General features: G+C 68.3%; 15 protein-coding genes. 6 read left to right on the top strand and 9 right to left on the bottom strand.

The window, feature by feature from the left end; all coding sequences use genetic code 11:
* Positions 1 to 199: hypothetical protein (locus tag Q3866_RS01645; protein WP_301829098.1), on the bottom strand; the 199-nt coding region annotated here is incomplete at its 3' end.
* Between Q3866_RS01645 and Q3866_RS01640 the strand changes: the two genes are divergently transcribed.
* A complete protein-coding gene (locus Q3866_RS01640; RefSeq protein ID WP_301829097.1) occupies positions 186 to 959 on the top strand; it encodes a hypothetical protein in 774 nt (257 codons plus the stop codon). The two genes, Q3866_RS01645 and Q3866_RS01640, sit on opposite strands and share 14 nt — an antisense overlap.
* A 166-nt stretch (positions 960 to 1125) precedes the next feature.
* On the opposite strand, the gene Q3866_RS01635 is transcribed toward Q3866_RS01640, so the two are convergent.
* The 5 genes from Q3866_RS01635 to Q3866_RS01615 form a co-directional block, all read right to left on the bottom strand.
* Positions 1126 to 1575, bottom strand: coding sequence for a zinc ribbon domain-containing protein (locus tag Q3866_RS01635; protein WP_301829096.1), 450 nt, complete (start codon positions 1573 to 1575; stop codon positions 1126 to 1128).
* A 90-nt stretch (positions 1576 to 1665) separates the two neighbouring features.
* Positions 1666 to 3375: an NAD(P)H-dependent oxidoreductase gene (locus Q3866_RS01630; RefSeq protein WP_301829095.1), complete on the bottom strand. Its 1710-nt coding sequence runs from the start codon at positions 3373 to 3375 to the stop codon at positions 1666 to 1668.
* 75 nt (positions 3376 to 3450) lie between these two features.
* The gene (locus tag Q3866_RS01625) at positions 3451 to 4221 is read right to left on the bottom strand and encodes a mechanosensitive ion channel family protein (RefSeq protein WP_301829093.1); all 771 of its coding nucleotides are present in this window, start codon (positions 4219 to 4221) and stop codon (positions 3451 to 3453) included.
* A gap of 4 nt (positions 4222 to 4225) precedes the next feature.
* Positions 4226 to 6943: an ATP-dependent helicase gene (locus tag Q3866_RS01620; RefSeq protein WP_301829091.1), complete on the bottom strand. Its 2718-nt coding sequence runs from the start codon at positions 6941 to 6943 to the stop codon at positions 4226 to 4228.
* 190 nt (positions 6944 to 7133) lie between these two features.
* Positions 7134 to 8069: an undecaprenyl-diphosphate phosphatase gene (locus tag Q3866_RS01615; RefSeq protein ID WP_301829089.1), complete on the bottom strand. Its 936-nt coding sequence runs from the start codon at positions 8067 to 8069 to the stop codon at positions 7134 to 7136.
* 278 nt (positions 8070 to 8347) lie between these two features.
* Here Q3866_RS01615 and Q3866_RS01610 point away from each other — a divergent pair, with 278 nt between their 5' ends.
* Both Q3866_RS01610 and Q3866_RS01605 read left to right on the top strand, forming a co-directional pair.
* Positions 8348 to 8797 (top strand): universal stress protein, encoded by a 450-nt coding sequence (locus Q3866_RS01610; RefSeq protein ID WP_293674101.1) that lies wholly within the window; start codon positions 8348 to 8350, stop codon positions 8795 to 8797.
* Positions 8798 to 8998: 201 nt separating this feature from the next.
* Positions 8999 to 10027, top strand: a complete 1029-nt coding sequence (locus Q3866_RS01605; RefSeq protein WP_301829087.1) for a hypothetical protein — start codon at positions 8999 to 9001, stop codon at positions 10025 to 10027.
* Positions 10028 to 10350: 323 nt separating this feature from the next.
* Here Q3866_RS01605 and Q3866_RS01600 read toward each other — a convergent pair whose 3' ends face one another.
* Positions 10351 to 11250, bottom strand: coding sequence for a DMT family transporter (locus Q3866_RS01600; RefSeq protein WP_301829086.1), 900 nt, complete (start codon positions 11248 to 11250; stop codon positions 10351 to 10353).
* 130 nt (positions 11251 to 11380) lie between these two features.
* Here Q3866_RS01600 and Q3866_RS01595 point away from each other — a divergent pair, with 130 nt between their 5' ends.
* From Q3866_RS01595 to Q3866_RS01585, 3 genes are all read left to right on the top strand, one after another.
* Positions 11381 to 14350: an insulinase family protein gene (locus Q3866_RS01595; RefSeq protein WP_301829085.1), complete on the top strand. Its 2970-nt coding sequence runs from the start codon at positions 11381 to 11383 to the stop codon at positions 14348 to 14350.
* A 327-nt stretch (positions 14351 to 14677) separates the two neighbouring features.
* Complete coding sequence (locus Q3866_RS01590; RefSeq protein ID WP_301829083.1) at positions 14678 to 16045, top strand: 2-hydroxyacyl-CoA dehydratase subunit D; 1368 nt, start codon at positions 14678 to 14680, stop codon at positions 16043 to 16045.
* Positions 16046 to 17992, top strand: coding sequence for an acyl-CoA dehydratase activase (locus Q3866_RS01585; protein WP_301829080.1), 1947 nt, complete (start codon positions 16046 to 16048; stop codon positions 17990 to 17992).
* 166 nt (positions 17993 to 18158) lie between these two features.
* On the opposite strand, the gene Q3866_RS01580 is transcribed toward Q3866_RS01585, so the two are convergent.
* Positions 18159 to 18785: a nitroreductase family protein gene (locus Q3866_RS01580; RefSeq protein ID WP_301829079.1), complete on the bottom strand. Its 627-nt coding sequence runs from the start codon at positions 18783 to 18785 to the stop codon at positions 18159 to 18161.
* Positions 18786 to 18815: 30 nt separating this feature from the next.
* Positions 18816 to 19610, bottom strand: a complete 795-nt coding sequence (locus Q3866_RS01575; RefSeq protein WP_301829077.1) for a Cof-type HAD-IIB family hydrolase — start codon at positions 19608 to 19610, stop codon at positions 18816 to 18818.
* Positions 19611 to 19799 lie beyond the last annotated feature (189 nt).

Below are 19799 nucleotides of genomic sequence, written 5' to 3'. Positions count from 1 at the left end.
CGCCGGAGCCCGAGCCAGCGCCCGCGCCGCCCGTGCCTGAGCCCGTACCCGCGCCGGAGCCCGAGCCAGCGCCCACGCCTGAGCCCGTACCCGCGCCGGAGCCCGAGCCAGCGCCCGCGCCGCCCGTGCCTGAGCCCGTACCCGCGCCAAACCCCGAAGCGCCCAAGCCGCCGGCCGAGATAGCGATGCCCCAGCCCACGACCCCCGCGGCGCCCGTGCCGCCTGCGCCCACGGCTGCCGAGGCCACGGCGCCCGGAGCCGCCGCACCTGGCGCGGGCACCTTCGTTCCCACGCCCGTTCCTCCCAAGAAGAGCAAGAAGCCGCTGGTCATCGGCATCATCGTGGCCATCGTGGTAGGCGTGCTCGTCTATGGTGCGTCTCAGATGCTGCTGGGCGGCGGCGCCTGGAAGGGCTCGATGATGCTCGAGGGTACCTCGGCCCTCTTCGACCAGGAGTTTGGCATCGAGTACGACGGCACCACCATGACCGTCTATGACCAGGACGAGAAGATAAGCGGCAGGGTCGCCAGCTCCCACGAGGAGGACGGCCAGGTCTACTACGAGCTCGCCGACATCGACTGGGGCAGCTGGGGCACCGACATGTTCCAGTCGAACACCGTGCACAACAGGCAGCTCACCGTCATGGTGCCCAAGGGCGCGCGCGTCGACCGCCCGTACGGCCGCTGGGGCATGATCGTCACCGCCACCGACGTGGCCGACGACGACTACCCGCTGTTCGTGCGCAGCACCGTGCTTGAGCTCACCGACGACTCTTCGGGCAGCTACGAGTTTGCCGCCGAGTGGGGCAAGACCCAAAGCGAGGTTGGCGTTGCCGACCCCACCTCGCCCTACTACGACCCGGGCGAGTCTGGCTGGGACCGACACATCAGCGCGAGCGGCTCGCACGGCAGCTACCGCGTCTCGATCCTCGACGACACCTACACGCTCACGTTCAAGTAGATGGGACAGGGGGACGCGTCTTTCGTCCCGCTCGCAAGCCCCGTTGCGGGGCACCACGCATCAGGCAGCTCACGAGAAGGGCGGGCCGGGCAGCATCACGTTGCCCGGCCCGCCCTCTCTCTTACTTGGATGCAAAGGCAAGGCGGGCGCCCGTCTCGCCCCCTCCCTACTGCTCGTCCGCCTCCTGCGGGGGACGGGGCGCCTGGGCCTGCTGGCGTGCATAGAGCTCGGCCTTGACCTCGGCGATCGGCTTGCCGCAGCCGCTGCAGAACAGGTCGTCGTTGCCAACGCGGGCACCGCAGAAGGGGCAGGTGTAGGTGACGGCCGCCTGCGCGGCATCGGCAGACTCGGCCTCGAGCGCGTCGATCTGCTCCTGGTAGCGGGCGCGCTCCTCGTCACACGCAGCGATGCCGTCATAGAGCGCCTCACGACCAGCGCGAAGCTCGGGGTTGTCCCTCGTGGCCTCGTAGAGGCTCGCGCCCAGCTGGGCGGCCAGCTGCTGGCGGCGGTGCAGGGCGTCTGCCATCTGCGCCTTGAGCTTTACCGTCGAGGTGGCGCGGCTCGTGGCCGCAACGCCGCGGTTAAGCGATGACTGGATGTTGTCGAGAAATCCCATGTGACTCTCCTCAAAGTCGAATGAGCGAGGGTGGCGACACTCGCCAGGGACGAACGAACCCGCCCCGGCACGGCCGATGCCCAAGCTCCCCTAACCAAAGAACAGCTCGCGCAGCCCCTTGCCCGACGCCACCCAAGCGGGGTAGCGGCGCTCGAACCACACGGTGAACACGCCCATGAGCGCGGTTGCCACGTTGTTGACCACGGGCAGCACCCACTCCGCGACCATGCCGCCAAGAAGGGCCGTCCAGAGAGCGATGAGGAGGTAGAGCACGCCCCAGGCCATGGCGAGGATGCGGTTGGCCCGCATGAAGATGGGGTTGGCAAGCGCGTCATCCCCACCGTAGCCGTACTTGACGTAGGCGGCGCACAGCGGCTCAGGCGTGGCGCACGAGACGAGCCACAACGCGCCAAAGGCCGCATAGCTCGCCACGTAGAGCGGCCCCACCAGCCCCGTGAGCAGCATCAACGCCGCAAAGCCACCCACAAGGCCAAGCGAGATGCGGTCATAGGCGCATAGGCGCCGGCGCACCTGGGCAAGCGGCAGCAGCGCGCAGACCGCCAGCGTCACGACCGGCCCCACGGTGCCGTCGACGCCGGTGGCCACCCATAGGCAGATCCAGGCAACGAGCATCGTGGCCATCGAGGGGGCGCCCTCGCCCGTCCTGGCAGAGGGCGCGGCGGGCTTGGCGGCAGCGCTCGCGGCGGCGGCACTTGCCGCGCCACCGGCCCCCGTTGCGCCGCCGGCTTCCCCCGCCGTGGCGGGCGCGGAGGCAGCGCCAAAGATGCGGTCCCAGCCCATCATGAGGTCGAAGTCGCCCTCGACGCTGTAGAGCCGCTGGGCCAGCGCCACGTCGCCACGGATCTCGCCGCGAGCGATGCGGCACCACACGTCCCACGGGGTGTCGATGACGGTCGTGGGCTTGCGGAAGCCATCGGTCAGCACCGTCGAGCCCCGCTCGCCCAGCACCATCTGGTAGCTCACGTCGCGATCGCGGTAGCGAATCTCGACCACGCGGTCTGCCCCGTCCCAGGTGGCGGGGTTGTAGAGCGCCGCCAACTGCCTCGTGAAGGCGAGCATCTCGTCGGTTCGCTCGCCGCGCTCGTCCACGCCCCAGCTGGCGTTGGCCATCTGCTCGAAGGCCTCGCGCGGGTAGAGCGGGCGCGCCAGCTCGGCACGCGTGGCACGCGTAATGCCGCCCGCGGCGTACTCGCGACCAGCGCGCTCGACCACCTCGAGGTAGGCATCGGTGCGCGCGGAGAGCTCGGGGATGGAGAAGAGCTCGCCCTGGCCGCAGAAGATGGCGTCCCAGGCGCCGCGTCCCGGCCAGTGGTCAAGGGCGCGCTCCACTGCGTCATAGTTCTTCTCGGCAGTATAGAAACCGCAGGTAGAGATTGCGACGAAGCGCGTGCTCGCCATCTCGGGGTAGCGAAGGGGATGGGCGCCGCTGCCGGTGGCGGCCGCGTCATCGGTCATGAACGGCAGGTTCATGGGCAGCTGGCGATCGATCATGGTCTTGAGCGGCCCGGGCAGGTTGAAGTAGTACAGCGGGAAGCTCAGCACCACGAGGTCCGCCTCGCGCTCGCGCTCGATGACGCGGGCCATGTCGTCGTGGATGCAGCAGGTGCCGGGCGTGGCCTTCCAGCAGGCAAAGCACCCGCGGCACGGCTTGATGTCGAGCGAGCACAGGTCGAGGCGCTCGACCTCGGCCTCGCCAAGCCCGCGCACGAACGCGTCCGCGAGCCTGAGTGAGTTGCTCCGCCCGACCTTGGGACTTGCGTTGATCAGCAGGACCTTCATCTGGCGCCCCTCCATCAGAGAACGGATGGTAGCTTCCAGTATCTCACGGCAACGCGTGCGGGGCGCGGTGGCGCGCTACTCGCCCACGACGCTCACGAGCCACTCCCTGCCCTCGACGCCTCGCATGAGCGCGTCGCTCGCAGCCAGCTTCGTGACGCCAGGGGCCATCTGCAGCGATACGGTGCACTGCACGCCATAGGCATCCGAGCCCGTGAAGAACACGCGACCCGGCGCACCCTCGCGCAACAGCCCCTCCATCTTGCCCATAACGCCGAGGATGTCTGCCTCCACAACCGAGAGGTCCGCGTTGTGAGAAACCGCGAGCAAGACGGGGCAATAGCCCTCGCTGCCAGGCGTGAGCTTCGTGAGCGCCGTCTTGTTGAGCACCGAGTTGGGAATGATCTGCTCATCACCCAGGCGGTTGCGCACGGTGGTGGCACGCCAGGTGACGTCGACGACCTCGCCCATGAAGCCACCAACATCGACAAGGTCTCCGGGCTTCACCACGCGCCCCACCATGAGGCTGAGGCCCCCAATGAGGTTGGAGATCGTGTCCTGAAGACCCAGCGACAGGGCCAGGGACGTAATGCCCAGGGCCGTAACGAACGCCGTGGGGGCGATGCCAAAGACTGGCTGCATCACGGCGAGGATTGCGAACGCCCACACCACGCCGCGCGCAATGTTGACGAAGATGCTCGCGCTGGGCACCTCGGTAGCGTCGAGCGCCTTGCCCACCGCCCGGCTCACGACACGCGAGATGCCCGCCGCGACGGCAACGGCCACGGCGAGCAGGACGACGCGGCGTAGGAGTTCGCCGGTGGTCAGGCCAAAGATGACCGCCTCCATGGCGCTACCCCTCGACCTTCACGATGGGCGCGAAGCCCTTCATGAGCTTCTTGACCTTGCCCGTGCGCGTGAAGCGCACCTCGATGACGTCACCGGTGGCGGAGAGCACCACGCCCGGGCCAAACGTCTTATGCGAGACGTGGTCGCCGGCAGCAAAGCCCTCGCTCGCCTTGGCGGCGTCGCGACGGATGCCGTGCGCCGGGTTGGAGGCAAACTCGTCCGCTGCGGCGGCAGCGGAGCGCGGGCGGCCCGAACCAAACGAGGCCGGCTCGGACGGAGCGGAGCCAAACGTGCGGGGGCCGCCGACGCCGCGACCCAGCGCAGACAGCGGCAGGCCCGAGCCCGTGGGCACGCCTGTGCCGCGCGAGGGGGCAGGCGAGCCAGACCTGAACGACACGCCGCCCCTGGCCTGGGCGTTTCCGCCCGCGGAGCGCGTGGCCGAGCCAAACACGGCACCGCCGTAGGTGGCCGTGCCGCTGCCGTAGGTGCCGCGGCGGTCGCCGCGCTTCTCCCAGCCCACGCCCGAGAAGCCCTCGGAGCCCACACCCACGAGCTGGATGTCTGCCTCGGGGATCTCGCGCAGGAAGCGACTGGGCGGGTTGGCCGTCGTGGAGCCGTAGGTGCGGCGCGTCGCGGCGTAGGTGAGGAACAGCTCGCGCTCGGCGCGCGTGATGGCAACGTAGGCGAGGCGGCGCTCCTCCTCGATGCCCGCGGGGTCGTCCTCATGGCCGGCGTGGGGGAAGATCCCCTCCTCCATGCCCGCGACGAACACCACGGGGAATTCCAGGCCCTTGGCCGAGTGCACGGTCATCATTGTGACGGCGCTGGTGGAGCCCGCGAGCGCGTCGAGGTCGCTGCGAAGCGCCAGCCACTCCATGAAGGCGGGCAGCTTCTCGGCCGCGACCGTCACGTTGGGGTCGACCGGCTGGGCGGGGGTCACGGCGCCGCCGGCCAGGCCCGGCGCGGCGTCGAGGGCGCCCGCCTCGCGCAGCTGCGCCAGGCTCTCGAGCGTCTCGGCGACGTCGTCGTGCGTCTCGTCGAACTCCTGGGCCACGCCCAGGAACTCGCGGATGTTCTCGACGCGACCGTCGGCCTCGACGGTGTGCTCGGCCTCGAGCGCCGCGATGAGCCCCGCGTCGTCGATGATCGACTCGACCACGCGCGCGAGCTCGCCGCTCTTGACGCGGGCGCGCTCGATGACGCTCGTGAACTGGCCCAGCGCCGTGCGAACCTTGGCCGTGAGCAGGCCCTCCTCGGCCACGCAGGCCTGGCAAGCGGCCAGGAACGGCATGCCGTGCGTGAGCGCGTAGCTCTGGATCTTCGCGACGCTCGTGGAGCCAATGCCGCGGCGCGGCGTGTTGACCACGCGCTGGGCGCTCACGTCGTCGGACGGGTTCACCACGAGCTTGAGGTAGGCCATGACGTCGCGGATCTCGGCGCGGTCGAAGAAGCGCGTGCCACCCACGATCTTGTAGGGAACGCCCGCGCGTAGCAGCATGTCCTCGAGGATGCGGCTCTGCGCGTTGGTGCGGTAGAAGACGGCCATGTCGTCATACGAGGTGCCGGCGTCGTGGGTCTTCTCGATCTGGGCGCCAATCCAGCGGCCCTCGTCGCGCTCGTCGCTTGCCTGGTAGGCCTGGACGAGCTCGCCGTCGCCGCGGCTCGTGTAGAGGCGCTTGGCCTTGCGGCGCGAGTTATGCGCCACCACGGCGTTCGCGGCGTTGAGGATGTGGCCGGTCGAGCGGTAGTTCTCCTCGAGCTTCACGACCTTGGCGTCGGGATAGTCCTTCTCGAAGTCGAGGATGTTCTGGATGTCGGCGCCACGCCAGGAGTAGATCGACTGGTCGTCATCGCCCACGACCATGAGGTTGCGCTCGCGGGCGGCCAGCATGTTGGTGATCTCGTACTGAACGTGGTTGGTGTCCTGGTACTCGTCGACGCTGATCTGCACGAAGCGGTCCTGGTACTTGGCCAGCACGTCCGGGTGGTCGCGCAGCAGCCTGTGCGCGTTGATGAGCAGGTCGTCGAAGTCCATGGCGTTGGCGCGCTCGAGACGAACCTGCAGCTCGCGGTAGACGCGCGCGGCAGCCTGCAGGGGTGGCGTGTTGGCCATACCCTCGAACTCGTCGGGCAGCACGAGGGCGTTCTTGGCGCTCGAGATGCGTGAGCGTATGCCGTTGATGGGGAACTGCTTTGGCTCGATGCCCAGGTCGCTCATGATCTGCTTGACGAGACGCTTGGAGTCATCGTCGTCATAGATGGTGAAGTTGGGGCGAAAGCCCAGCTTGTCTGCATCGTCGCGCAGGATGCGCACACACATGGCGTGGAAGGTGCACACCCACATGCCGCGGGTGCCGCCCGGAAGCAGCGCCCCCAGGCGCTCGCGCATCTCGGCGGCCGCCTTGTTGGTGAAGGTGATGGCCAGGATCTGCCAGGGGCGCACGCCCTCGTCGGCGATCATGTGGGCGATGCGGTAGGTGAGCACGCGCGTCTTGCCCGAACCGGCGCCGGCGAGCACGAGCAGGGGGCCGTGGGTGCACTCGGCCGCCTCGCGCTGGGCGGGGTTGAGGCCGGAGAGGTCGATCGTGGCGACCGGCGGCACGTAGCGCGGGCGCGACGCGGCGACAGCGGGCGCGGCGGCAGCAGCGCTGGCGTCACCGGTGGCAAAGAGCGGCAACGTGAGGTCCTGCGCGGTCATCTTCCTTGGCGTTGGCTGCGTCATGCGAACTCCCCATCTTGGAACGGAAAAGGCCAGTGGCCCCTTGGGTCACTGGCTAGTGTAATGGTCTATCGGGACAATAAAGTCGAACGCGTGTGCGGTTTCCCGCAGGCCCACCCGTGGGTCGCGCGACCTGCGGCAACGGGCTGGGCGCGGCAGCCACGCGGCCCGCACCCCTCTCGGGCGCCCCTCCCTAGGCCCGGCCCAGGGCCGGCGCAACCAGCAGGAAGTAGGCGAGCACCACGACGCCCAGCACGATGCGGTACCAGCCAAAGGCCTTGAAGTCGTGCCTGCGCACGAAGCCCGTGAGCCAGCGAATCGCCGCGAGTGACACCACGAAGGCCACGACCAGGCCCACGATCATGATGCCCCACTCGTTGGCGCCCATCGCCACGCCCTTGAGCATGAACTTCACGACCTTGAGCAGGCTCGCGCCGAACATCACCGGAATGGCGAGGAAGAACGTGAACTCGGCCGCCACCGCGCGGGTGCAGCCCAGAAGCAGGCCGCCGATGATCGTGGAGCCCGAGCGCGACGTGCCCGGCACGAGCGACAGCACCTGGAAGGCGCCTATGCCCAGCGCAGTCTTGTACGTGATCTGGTCGATGTTCGTGATGGTGCCAAAGTCGCTGCCCTGCTCGGCGGCGTCAGCAGCGACGCTGGCCGCGAAGTGGGCGCCGCGCGGCCTGTCGAGGGCAAGCTCGGAGCGGCGGCGTGCGCGCCAGTTCTCGATCACGATGAACGCGATGCCGTAGACGATGAGCGCCGCGGCCACCACGTAAGAGTTGTAGAAGTGCTCGTCCATGAAGTCGCTCAGGGGCACGCCCACCACCGCGGCGGGGATGCAGCCCACCACGATCTTGCCCCACAGGCTCCAGGTGGAGCGCCTGCCCTCGCGGCCCTTGCTCGGGCTAAAAGGGTTGAGCTGGCGGAAGTAGAGCACGCACACGGACAGGATGGCGCCCAGCTGGATGACCACGAGGAACATGTTCCAGAATTCCTCGGACACGTCGAGCTTCACGAACTCGTCGACCAAAATCATGTGACCGGTCGAGGAGATGGGCAGCCACTCCGTGATGCCCTCGACTAAGCCGAGGAACGCACTCTTGATGAGGTCGAGGATGTTCATGCGGGCCTTTCTCGTGCGGGGCCAGGCGGCCGTGTCTTGCAGCAATCCATTATGCCGCGGGCGCGCGGGGCGGGGCCCTAAACGTTTCATTAACACAGGGATGGCATGGCAGATGGCCCGTCCTTCTCGCCCACTTCGCCCCGCCCAACCGCCCACCGACACATTCCGCCGCAGGCGATATGGCGCGTCAGAAGAATGGAGGGACGGGTATACCCCACGTGAGGAGCCCGGGGCCAACCGAACCCGAGAGGCGCCAAGCGACGATCAAAGGGGTCAACATGGCAACGCTCAACGATCTTGGCTACAAGAAGGTCTTCGTCTCCCTCGATGGCACCGAGCAGCAGGACAAGGTGCTCGAGCGCGCCATCGTCGTGGCGGCGAACAACAACGCCGAGCTCACGATTGGTCACGTCATCGACTCGACGGTCCTCGAGACCACCGGCTCCTACCCCACCGACCTCATCCCCGGCCTCGACCGCGCCTTCCGCGACTCGATCGCAGACCAGCTCAACGAGGCGCTAGCGAACGACAAGATTCCCAAGGTCGAGGTCATGGTCAAGACCGGCCGCATCCGCGAGACGCTCAAGGACGAGATGCTCGACGTCGTGAAGCCCGACCTCGTGCTGTGCGGCGCGCGCGGCCTGTCGAGCATCAAGTACGCGCTGCTTGGCTCCATCTCCACGTTCCTGCTGCGCAACGCGCCCTGTGACATCCTCGTCGTGAAGTAGCGAGGGCTCGCAGGCAACCTTGGCGGGCGTCGTCCACGTGGCGGCGCCCGCCCTTTTTGTGTGAAGGCGCCCGACCGCCACTAAAATGTATGGGATATGTCTGCACGGGCGAGGCTTGCCCGGCGGGCATGCGAGGCCCCCGGCCTCGGGAAAGATGGGGTCGTGCCCACGCGCGGTCCTTGGAAGAGCGCAAGGACCGACATGACGAAGAACGGCAGCAGACGACCGAGCGTGCGCACCACCGCCGTGGCACTGGCCGCGACCCTGCTGTGCACGTGCACCCTCCTGCCCCGTCCGGCAATCGCCACCATGGCCGACGACCTCCAGGCAAAGATCGACACCGCCACGCAGGCGTACAACGAGGCCACGGCCACCGTCAACGACCTGCAGACCAAGATCGACGAGTCCCAGGCAAAGATCGACGAGGTTACGGCCGCGCTTCCCGCCCAGCGCGAGCGCGCCGAGAAGTCGCTGAGCTCGCTGTACAAGATGCAGCAGGGCACGCCCGGCCTCGTGAGCATGCTGCTCTCGGCCGACGACTTCGCCGACTTCCTCACCACCTACCAGTACCTCAATGCGGTGCAGCGCTCGAACAGCGAGGCGCTCACCGAGCTCAACCAGATGGAGGGCGAGCTCAAGGCCGCCCAGCAGACGCTCCAGACCTCGCAGCAGCAGGCCAGCGAGAAGAAGCAGCAGGCGCAGGACTCGCTCGAGGAGGCGCAGGCCGCCCTCGACGAACTCAACGCGCAGGCGGCCGCCCAGGCCGCTGCCGAGGCCGCGAAGGCCCAGGCCCAGAGCGACGCCGCCAGCCAGCCCGCCAGCACCGATGCCGCCAACACGCCCCAGACCTCGCAGGCCCCCGCGGCCTCCACGCCCAGCAACCCCAGCGCCACCGACGGCTCCGAGGTCAAGAGCGACGGCGAGTGGATGATCGGCATGGCCTCGGCCTACTCGGTTGCCGACAACACCGGCGGCAACGCCACCGCCTCAGGCGATGAGCTCAGCGACGACTCGATGTCCGTCGCCGTGCCGCTCTCGCAGCGCTACCTGCTGGGACGCACCGTTCAGATTCGCTACGGCGGCAAGACGATCACGGCCGTCGTGAACGACGTGGGCGGGTTTGCCGCCTACGGCCGCGTGCTCGACCTGGCGGGCGGCTGTTGGAAGGCCTTTGGCTGCTCGAGCCCCTACGAGTGGGGCGTCCGCGCGGTCCAGTACCGCTTCCTGTAGGGCAAACAAGCAAGAACCTCGATGGGGGCGACGTGCAAAACAGGCGCGTCGCCCCCATCTTTGCAGCAGATTGCCGTCCATCAAGGCTGTCCCTTATAAAAAAGAGCGCCAATTAGGTAACCTATCTGTTGTTTTACAAATTGGTGTACCAAATCGGCAAACAGCAACTGGGGTTATACCGGCTACGCAGCACTCCTACTCCCACGCTCGCCGTTAGGTTACCTAATTGGTGCAATTATTTGGCCGCAGGCCATCTCACGCCGCAACGACAGCGCTCGGAGCCTAATCAGAGACCACCGCGAGCACGCCACGCCACCGCGCGCCTACGCCGTGAGGTACACCATCACGATGATCATGACAAAGCCAGCGAGGTCGGTGGGGGCAAACATCGTCCCCAGCCACAGCACGGAGAACACCGTGGCCGCAATGGGCTCCGAGGTTCCCAGCATGCTCGCTCTCAGCGGCCCCAGGTCCTTGACGCCCTGCATGTAGAGGGCGTAGGCCAGGAAGGTCCCCACCACCACGATCGCCACAACGCCCGCGACGCCCGCGGCGTCAAAGGTCGGCGCGCTCTCCCAGGGCCTCGTCGCGAGCATCAGCACCGTGCCGGAGGCGAGCATCGTCACCGCATTGACCACGGGGCTCCCCCATCGTTTGAGCAGGCCCTCGGGCACCGCGCTGTAAAGCGCGTAGGTGAAGCAGGTCGCGATGCCCCACAAAAGGCCATCGAGCGGCATCGACAGGTGAGACGGGTCGCCACCGGTGGCGATTAGGAACGTGCCGCCCAGCGCCAGCGCAAGGCCCGCGAGCTCGCGTCTCCTGGGCGAGCGCCTGGCGCGCACGCACGCATAGACCATGAGCACCACGAGGGCGAGCGTCTGCAGCACCGTGGCCGTGGCCGAGTTGGTGAGCTTCACCGCCACGTTGTAGCAGACCGAGTTGAGCATCATGCAGGCCGCCGTGGCCACGAGCATGGCGAGTCCGCGCCACCCGCCGCCGCGCGCGGCAACGAGCCCGCGCAGGCTCTCGCGGTCGCGCGGGAAGGCGCAGGCAAGCGCCAGGAACAGCCACCCGGCAAAGAACTGGCGCACGGCCACGATCCACACGGGGTCAAGGCCGTAGCCGTCCATCAGGAACTTGGCGCACGTGCCCGAGAAGCCCCAGAAGGTGCCGCCAATCAGCGTCAGCACCACGCCGCGCGTCGTCTTGCTCGAGTCGCTCATCGTCCGTCCATTCACCCAGGGCACGTCAGCCCGCGCGCGACACCCGCCCCCGCCGCGAGCCAGCGCACGGCAAACGACGTCCCGAGCGCGTGCTACAGTCTCATGTCAAACCACCAAGAAAGGTAGCACCATGAGCCAAGACTTCGCCACCCCCAACCCACAGCTCACGCCCGGCTCGCGCCACGCGGGCTTCACCGTCGAGCGCGCCGAGCAGCTACCCGAGATCTCTGGCTGCGCCTACGTGCTGCGCCACGACGCCACGCGCGCCCGCGTGATGTGGCTCGCCTGCGCCGACGACAACAAGGCCTTCTCGATCGCCTTCAAGACGCCGCCCGCCAACGACACGGGCGTCTTCCACATCCTCGAGCACTCGGTGCTGTGCGGCTCCGACCGCTTCCCGGTCAAGGAGCCGTTCGTCCACCTGCTCAAGAGCTCCATGCAGACGTTCCTCAACGCCCTCACGTTCCCGGACAAGACCATGTACCCGGTCTCCTCCACCAACGACCGCGACCTCGAGAACCTCATGGACATCTACCTCGACGCGGTGCTGCATCCCGCCATCTACCAGCGCCGTCGCATCTTCGAGCAGGAGGGCTGGCACTACGAGCTCGCCGGCACCGATGCCGGGCAGGCCGCCGATGCCGCCAGCACCCAAGATGCCGAGAGGGGCGGCGAGCTCATCCTCAACGGCGTCGTCTACAACGAGATGAAGGGTGCGCTGTCGAGCCCCGAGGAGATTCTCATCTGCGGCATGATGCGCGCGCTGTTTGGCGAGACCCCCTACGGCTGGGTCTCGGGCGGCGACCCCAAGGCCATCCCCTCCCTCACCTACGAGGAGTTCCTCGACACCCACGCGCGCCACTACCAGCTCGCGAACTCCTATACCGTCCTCTACGGCAACCTCGACATCGAGGAGAAGCTCGCCTTCCTGGGCAAGCGCTTCGACGCCGCCCGCCCGGCCGCTGGCTCCCCCAACGAGCTGCCCCTGTGCGAGGCGCGCGAGGGCGGTCTCGTGCGCATGCCCATGGACACCACGCCCGACAACGCCTGCGTGGGCGTGGCATACGTGTTTGCCACGGCGGGCCAGCGCGAGCGCGTGCTCGCGGCAGACGTGCTGGTAGATGCCCTCGTGGGCTCCAACGAGGCCCCGCTCAAGCGCGCCATCCTCGACGCCGACCTCGGCAGCGACGTGCAGGGCTACCTCTACGACGGCATCCTGCAGCCCTGCCTCATCTTCGAGCTCCAGGGGGCAAAGCCCGGCGTGGCCGAGCAGTTCGAGCAGCTCGTCGAGCAGACGTGCGCCAAGCTCGTGGAAGACGGCCTTGGGGCCGACAACCTCGAGGCGTCGCTCGCCCAGGCCGAGTTCAACCTGCGCGAGGGCGACTTTGGCTACCCCGACGGCGTGGGCCTGGCCATCCAGGCCATGAACGGCTGGCTCTACAGCGACGACGACGCCACGAGCTACCTGCGCTACGAGGACGCCCTGTCCCAGATCCGCGCCGACCTTGGGGACGGCTACTTCGAGCGCCTGCTCGACGAGGCCGTCTGCCACAACGCCCACCGCTGCTGCGTGGAGGTCGTGCCCACCCCGAGCGAGGGTGCCACCGAGGAGGCCCAGCGCCTGGCAAAGGTCCGCGAGGGCCTGAGCGAAGACGACCTCGCCGCCATTGCCCGCGAGGCCGCCGAGCTCCACGCCGAGCAGGCCGCGCCCGACACGCCCGAGGCGCTCTCGACGCTGCCGCACCTCTCGCTCTCAGACATCGGCGAGGCCGCGGCAGACCCCAAGACGGTGCAGGCAGACGCGCCCGTCCCCTGCTACCACCACCTCATCGACACGCGTCGCATCGACTACGCCTACTGGTACTTCGACCTTGACCACGTCTCCTATGACGAGCTGCCCTACGTGAGCGTGCTCGCGAACCTCCTCGGCAAGCTCGACACCGCGCGCCACAGCGCCTACGAGCTCGACACCATCTGCGAGGCCAAGCTGGGCGGCCTGTCGTTCTTCTCGGAGGTCTACTCCACCGACGGCGACCCGCTGAGCGCCCGCCCCAAGTTCGTCGTGGGAGCAAGCTCGCTTTCCGAGAACGCCCGCTGGCTCGCCGAGCTCCCGCGCGAGATCTGGGCCGAGACGAACCTCGCCGACACGCGACGCATCCGCGACATCCTCGAGCAGCGCCGCGTGGGCATGGAGCAGGCCTTCGTCGACTCGGGCCACGCCGCCGCGCTCGCCCGCGTGGGCGCGCAGTTCCGCGCCTCCGCCGAGGTGTCCGACATGCTGGGCGGCGTTGGCTTCTACCGCTTCCTGCGCGATCTTCTCGACCACTTCGACGAGCGCGCTGACGCGCTCGTGGCCAAGCTCGATGACCTGCGCCGCCGCATCTTCTCGGCGAACAACTGCGAGATGAGCTTCACGGGACCCGAGGCAGATCTCGCCGCCTACTGGGACAACGCATCCAACCTGGGGCTCTTTGCCGCCGCGGCGGATGCGCCCCGACTCGTTGTGCCCATGCCGCAGGTGCGCTCCGAGGCCTTCATCGTGCCCGCCAACGTCTGCTTCGTGGGCGAGGGCATGGACGGCCTGAGCGTGGGCACCGAGCTCAGCGGCGCGTGGCGCGTGGCCTCGCAGGCGCTGTCCTACGACTACCTGTGGAACGAGGTCCGCGTGCTGGGCGGCGCCTACGGCTGCGGCTTCCGTTGCACGGCCGACTCGCTGCTGCAGTTCTACTCCTACCGCGACCCGGCGGTCGACCCCACGGCGGGCCGCTTCGAGCGCGCGAGCGAGTGGCTTGCCAGCTGGGATCCCACGCCCGCCGAGCTCACGGGCTTCATCGTGGCCGGCGTCGCGGGCATGGACGCGCCCGTGAAGCCGCGCTCGCTGGGCCGCAGGCTCGACGCCGCGCGCCTCTCGGGCCGCGACGGCAGCTGGCGCGCCAAGATCCGCTCCCAGATGCTCGCGACCACGGTCGAGGACGTGCGCGCCCTGGCCGAGCCCCTCTCCAAGCTCGAGGGCGCCCACGGCATGTGCGTCTTTGGCGGCCGCACCCAAATCGAGGCCAGCGGCCTTGACCTCGACGTCTGCGAGCTCTTCGAGCGCTAGGCCAAGCCGCGAGCACCGGCCCGCCTCAGACTGCAGAATCCTAGGAAAATGCCGTTATGGTTATCCGTTAAATGCAGTTTAGCGCACATTCCTAGGATTCTGTGGAAGCGTGCGGCTGCCCCATGGGGAAGCGTGGCCCCACCCATGTGGAAGCATGCCCGCGCCAGGGACGGCTCCGCGCCCGCCCCCTCCCAACCGTATCGTGTTTCGTAGCCAACCAGCCCGCCTTCTCCGCCCCGAGAGGGCGGGCTGTATTATGTAAGGCCACAAATTCGAACGGCGGGCGCTATCATGTATCGCTGCAAATCAAGGGAGAGGGGCGGCAACGTGAACGGAAGCGGCTTTACGACCAACGTAATCGTTGACCGGTTTGGTTCGCTCATCGAGGGACAGTACGGAACCAATCCGCAGCGGGCGGCAAACCTGCTGCTCACGGGCTTCAGGGCCAAGCGCTTCCAGACGCGCCACCTCCCCGAGCGCGCGCAGCTCTCGGGCGCACGCGTCGGCGCCCGCGTGGCGCTCGAGAGCGTTACGAACGCCCTCGAGCATCCCGGCGAGACAGTCCTCACGAGCATCTTCCTGCCCACAGAGATCTTCCACGCCATGGGGCTGCGACCGCTCGTGGCCGAGGCCCTCGCGGACTTCATCTGCGCCGCCCATGCCGAGAACGGCCTGGTCGAGGAGGCCGAGCAGCGCGGCGTGCCCGAGACGTACTGCTCGTTCCACAAGGTCCTGCTGGGAGCCGCGGCCACCAAGGTGCTCGCCGCTCCCCGCCTGATCGCCAATTGCTCGGTGGCCTGCGACGCCAACAACACCACCTTCCGCTGGCTGGGCCAGGAGCTTGGCAGCCCGCACGTCTACGTCGACGTCCCCTACTCCTATGACGAGGACGCCTGCGCCTACGTGGCCGACCAGCTGCGCGAACTCACCGCCACCTGCGAGCAGACCTTTGGCCGCACCCTCGACGAGGACCAGCTGCGCGAGCGCGTGGCTCGCAGCCAGGTCACGCTCGACGCCATGGTGCGCACGCTGCCGCGCCGCCGCGGGCACTACCTCGCAAACGACATGGGCCTCGAGATGCAGACGGCGCTTGCACTGCACCCCTCGCTGGGCGAGCGCGACGTCGAGCGGATGGCCACGCGCATGCTCGACGACCTCGCGCACGCCCGCCGCTTCGAGGGGAGCTCGCTCGTCTGGGGCCACCTCGCGCCGTTCTTCTCGCCCGGGCTGCAGGCCATGATCGACACCAACCCGCACGCCCAGATTGTGGCGTCGGACATGAGCTTTGACCAGGCGAGCCTGGCGCGCCTCATGCGCGAGGGCAAGGGTGGCACCTGGCACTACGACGCCACGCGCCCCGCCTGGGACCACGACGCGAGCGACCCCTGGCTCGCGATGGCCGAGCGCCTCATCAAGAACACGTTCAACGGCCCTGCCACCCGCCGCATCGAGCGGCTGCGCACGCTGGCCGAGGTCACGGACGCAGACGGCGTCGTGCTGTTCTGCCACTGGGGCTGCAAGGAGACGATGGGCGCCTCGCAGCTGGCGAAGCGCGAGCTCGAGACGGCGGGCATTCCCACGCTCACGCTCGACGGCGACGGCTGCCACCGCTCCAACAACCCCGAGGGTCAGAGCGCAACGAGGATGGGCGCGTTTCTCGAGATGCTCGAGGCGCGCCGCGGGGAGGTGGCCTAGATGGCAGACGAGTTCGAGAGGGACGGCGCGGCGACGATGGGCCGCGGGCAGGCCGCCACTGCCGGCAACGACAATAACGTGGCGGGCGCAACGGGCACCGGCGCCGCAACAACCGCACCCAGCGTCGCGGCAGGCGCCGACACTGCGGCGGTTGCCGCCAATGACACCGAGGCAGGCGCCGACGACCTCACCGTCCACTACCCCTGCAAGTACGTGCCAGCCGAGCTGCTCGCCGGCTTTGGCGCGGGCTGCTGGCCCTGCACCTTCGAGGCCGAGAGCTTCGAGGTGGCCGAGGAGCTCGCCCACCCCAACCTGTGCGGCTACGGAAAGTCGCTTCTGGCCTACGCACACCAGCCCGAGGTCCACGCGATGGTGCTCACGAGCTGCTGCGACGTCATGCGCCGCACCTACGATATCCTCAAGCACGAGGGATACCTCGACTTTTTGTGGCTCGTCGACCTGCCGCATCTGCGCGGGCCTCGCGAGGTCGCCCGCTTCCGCGCGCAGCTGCGCGCTCTCGCCGACGCCTTCGCCACCTGGAGCGGCCGCGAGTTCGACATCGCCCGGGCCTGCGCGAGCTTTGACGCGCCCGTGCCCCGCACCGACGAGCGCGTGACCCTCCTGGGCGCCCATGCGCCGCTGTCGCTCATCGACACCTGCCGCGACGAGCTGTCGCTCCACGTCGAGAACGGCACCTGCACCGGATTCAGGCAGGTGGCGAGCCCACCGCCCTCGCTCGTGCGCGCGCCGGCGCCCGCCTGCCACGGCTGCGCGGACGCAGGCGATGCCACGGGCGACGCGACCGCACGCGACGCCGCCCCCGCCGCACCTCGCGACGACCTCGGCGCCTTTCTCGACTGGTACGCGGACGCCTTGCTCAATCAGCTGCCGTGTATGCGCATGGCAGACGCGGCCGAGAGGTCCGCGCTCGTGGGCGCGCCGGGCCAGCAAGGCGTCATCTACCACACCATGAAGTTCTGCGACTACTACGGCTTCGAGTACCTCGAGGCCACACGGGCAAGCGAGGTTCCCATGCTCAAGATCGAGACCGACGGCACGCGCCAGAGCGCGGGCCAGCTGCGCACGAGGCTCAAGGCGTTCGACGAGACGCTCCACGACGTGGCCGAGACGGGCGCCACGGGCGTGACGGTGCCCGCCAACGGCCCTATCTACGTGCTGGGCATCGACTCGGGCTCCACCTCGACCGACGCCGTGGTGGCGGACGGCGACGGCCAGATAGTGGCGAGCGTCATCGTGCCCACGGGCGCCAAGGCCTCCGCGGGCGCACGCCGCGCCATCGACGAGGTGCTCAAGCAGGCGGGCCTCTCCAACGACGACCTCACCCTGCGCGTCGCCACCGGCTACGGCCGCGACAACATCGAGGGCATGGACTGCGCCATCACCGAGATCACCTGCCACGCCCGCGGCGCGCACCACCTCATGCCCGAGGCCCACACCGTCATCGACATCGGCGGCCAGGACTCCAAGGTCATCCACCTCGACGAGGCGGGCGGCGTCGCCAACTTCGTGATGAACGACAAGTGCGCGGCCGGCACCGGGCGCTTCCTCGAGGCCACGGCCCGTGCCATGGAGCTTACGCTCGACGAGTTCTGCCGCGTGGGCCTCGAGTGGAAGCACGACGTCAAGATCTCGAGCATGTGCACGGTCTTTGCCGAGAGCGAGGTCATCACCCTCGTGGCCGACGACACGCCCGTGGCCGACATCGTGCACGGCCTCGACATGAGCGTGGCAACCAAGACGGCCGCACTCGCGAGGCGCGTCAAGGCCGAGCCCGCCTACCTCATGACCGGCGGCGTGGCCCAAAACGAGGGCGTCGTGCGCGCGCTCGAGGACGTGCTCGGGGCGCCCGTGGCAACAAACCCCAGCTCGCAGCTGTGCGGAGCCATTGGTGCCGCGCTTCTCGGCCTAGAGTCCCTGCAGCAGTAGGGCAGCAGGCGGGGCTTTGCGTCAGCAAGCAAAGGCGGGGCGACAACCACATCGGCTGCCGCCCCGCCATCATTTTCCACTTGGGACAGTTAAACCCGGAGCTATTTCGCCCCGCTTTTCCTGCGGTTTGGGACGATAAGGCTCCGGGCTATCCTGTCCCAAGTTGCTAGACGAGCGCCTGCTCCAGCGAGAGCTTGGGCACGTGGTGGACGCTCGCGCCGTCGCGCCAGTAGGTGGTGGTCCCGTCGGGCGAGGCCTCGAGCGGCTCGAGCACCACCTCCTCGGCCGGACGGCCCAGGGCCACCACCATGAGGGGCGCCACGTCGGCGGCCTCGAGGCCCAGCGCCTCGCTCACCTTCTGCTTGTTGAACGCGTGAAGCATGCAACCACCATAGCCCGCCTGGCGCGCGGCGAGCATGACCGTCTGGGCGGCGATGCCCTCGTCGACCGCCGTGGTGGCGCCGTGGCCCGCATCGCAGATCACGATATAGCCGGTGGGGCGCTCGCCCTGCGCGGGGCCATCCCAGTCCCTGAGGGCGCCCGCCCACGCAAGCTGGGCAAACACGGCGTCGCGCTCGGAGGCTGCGCTCACGATGCGATAGCGCAGCGGCAGGCGGTTGGCGCCGCTCGCCACCACGCGCGCGAGGTCCACTAGCTCGATCATGAGGGCCTCGGGAATGGGGTCGCCCTCATCGAAGCGGCGAAAGGTGCGGCACCCCCTCACCACGCGGGCAAAGTCGCCCAGGTCAAAGTCCCTCTCGGCACGACGTGCCAGCTCCTCGAACTCGCTCATGAAAGCCTCCTTACCCGCGGACGCGCCGCGCTAGTCGATCAGTCCAAAGTGACGCAGGGCGTTTGCGATGCCATCGTCCTCGATGTTGTCGGTGACGTAGTCGGCGGCCGCCTTGGCCTCGTTGGTGCCGTTGCCCATAGCCACGCCCACCGTGCAGTACTGGAGCATCGTGGCATCGTTGCCGCCGTCGCCAAAGGCGATGGCCTCGTCGCCCTCCAAGCAAAAGTGCTCCATCGTGGCGCGCACACCCGCAGGCTTGCTGCTGGTGGCGGGCACCACGTCGCAGAACAGGTCGCACCAGCGGGCCACGATGCAGTCGCTCATGATCTGCTCGACCCGACCCTGCTCCGCGGGCGGCACAAAGACGCAGAACTGGTAGATGCCCTCATCGAGCGACAAGAGTGGGTCGCGGATGGGATAGGTGCTGGCCACCATGCGCTCGAGCTCGTGGATGCGCTCGGAATCGCAGCTGGCCCAGGAGTTCTCGCGCGTGAGGACAATGGCGTCGAACGCACCGGCCTCTATCTGCTCGACCAGACGCTCGCAGGGGTCACAGTCAATGCGCACGTCAAAGTAGGTGCCCTCGGCGTCGTAGCACAGCGACCCCGTCATGGTGACGTAGGCGTCGAAGCCACCCTCGAAGCCCGGAAAGCCCTCGGCGATGCAGGGCGGCAGCTGAATGGGCGGACGGCCCGTGCACAGCACGCACTTAACGCCACGGCGGCGCAGCTCGGCAAGCGCCGCCTTGGTCGATGGCGGAATGAGGTGGTTGGTCGACTTGCTCAGCAGCGTGCCGTCGACGTCAAAGAATGCGGCCTTGATCACGCTTGTCCCCTCTCGCGGCTCTTCGTGACCTAGGTTAGCAGCCCGCAACAGGCCCGAGCGGGGTCGGACGGACCGTCAGAGGGCTTCCGCATCAAAAAACATCGTCAAGTCGGTATCCTCATTGGTCCCCTGCAATGCATGCGGCCTCAAGCGCCAACAAAACCGCAGGTCGCGAGCTGCCAATCAAGC

This window comes from uncultured Parolsenella sp. (assembly GCF_958346945.1).
In the GTDB taxonomy this organism is placed as follows: Bacteria; Actinomycetota; Coriobacteriia; order Coriobacteriales; family Atopobiaceae; genus Parolsenella.
Note: the sequence above shows the minus strand (reverse complement) of the source record. Positions and strands in the feature narration are given on the sequence as shown.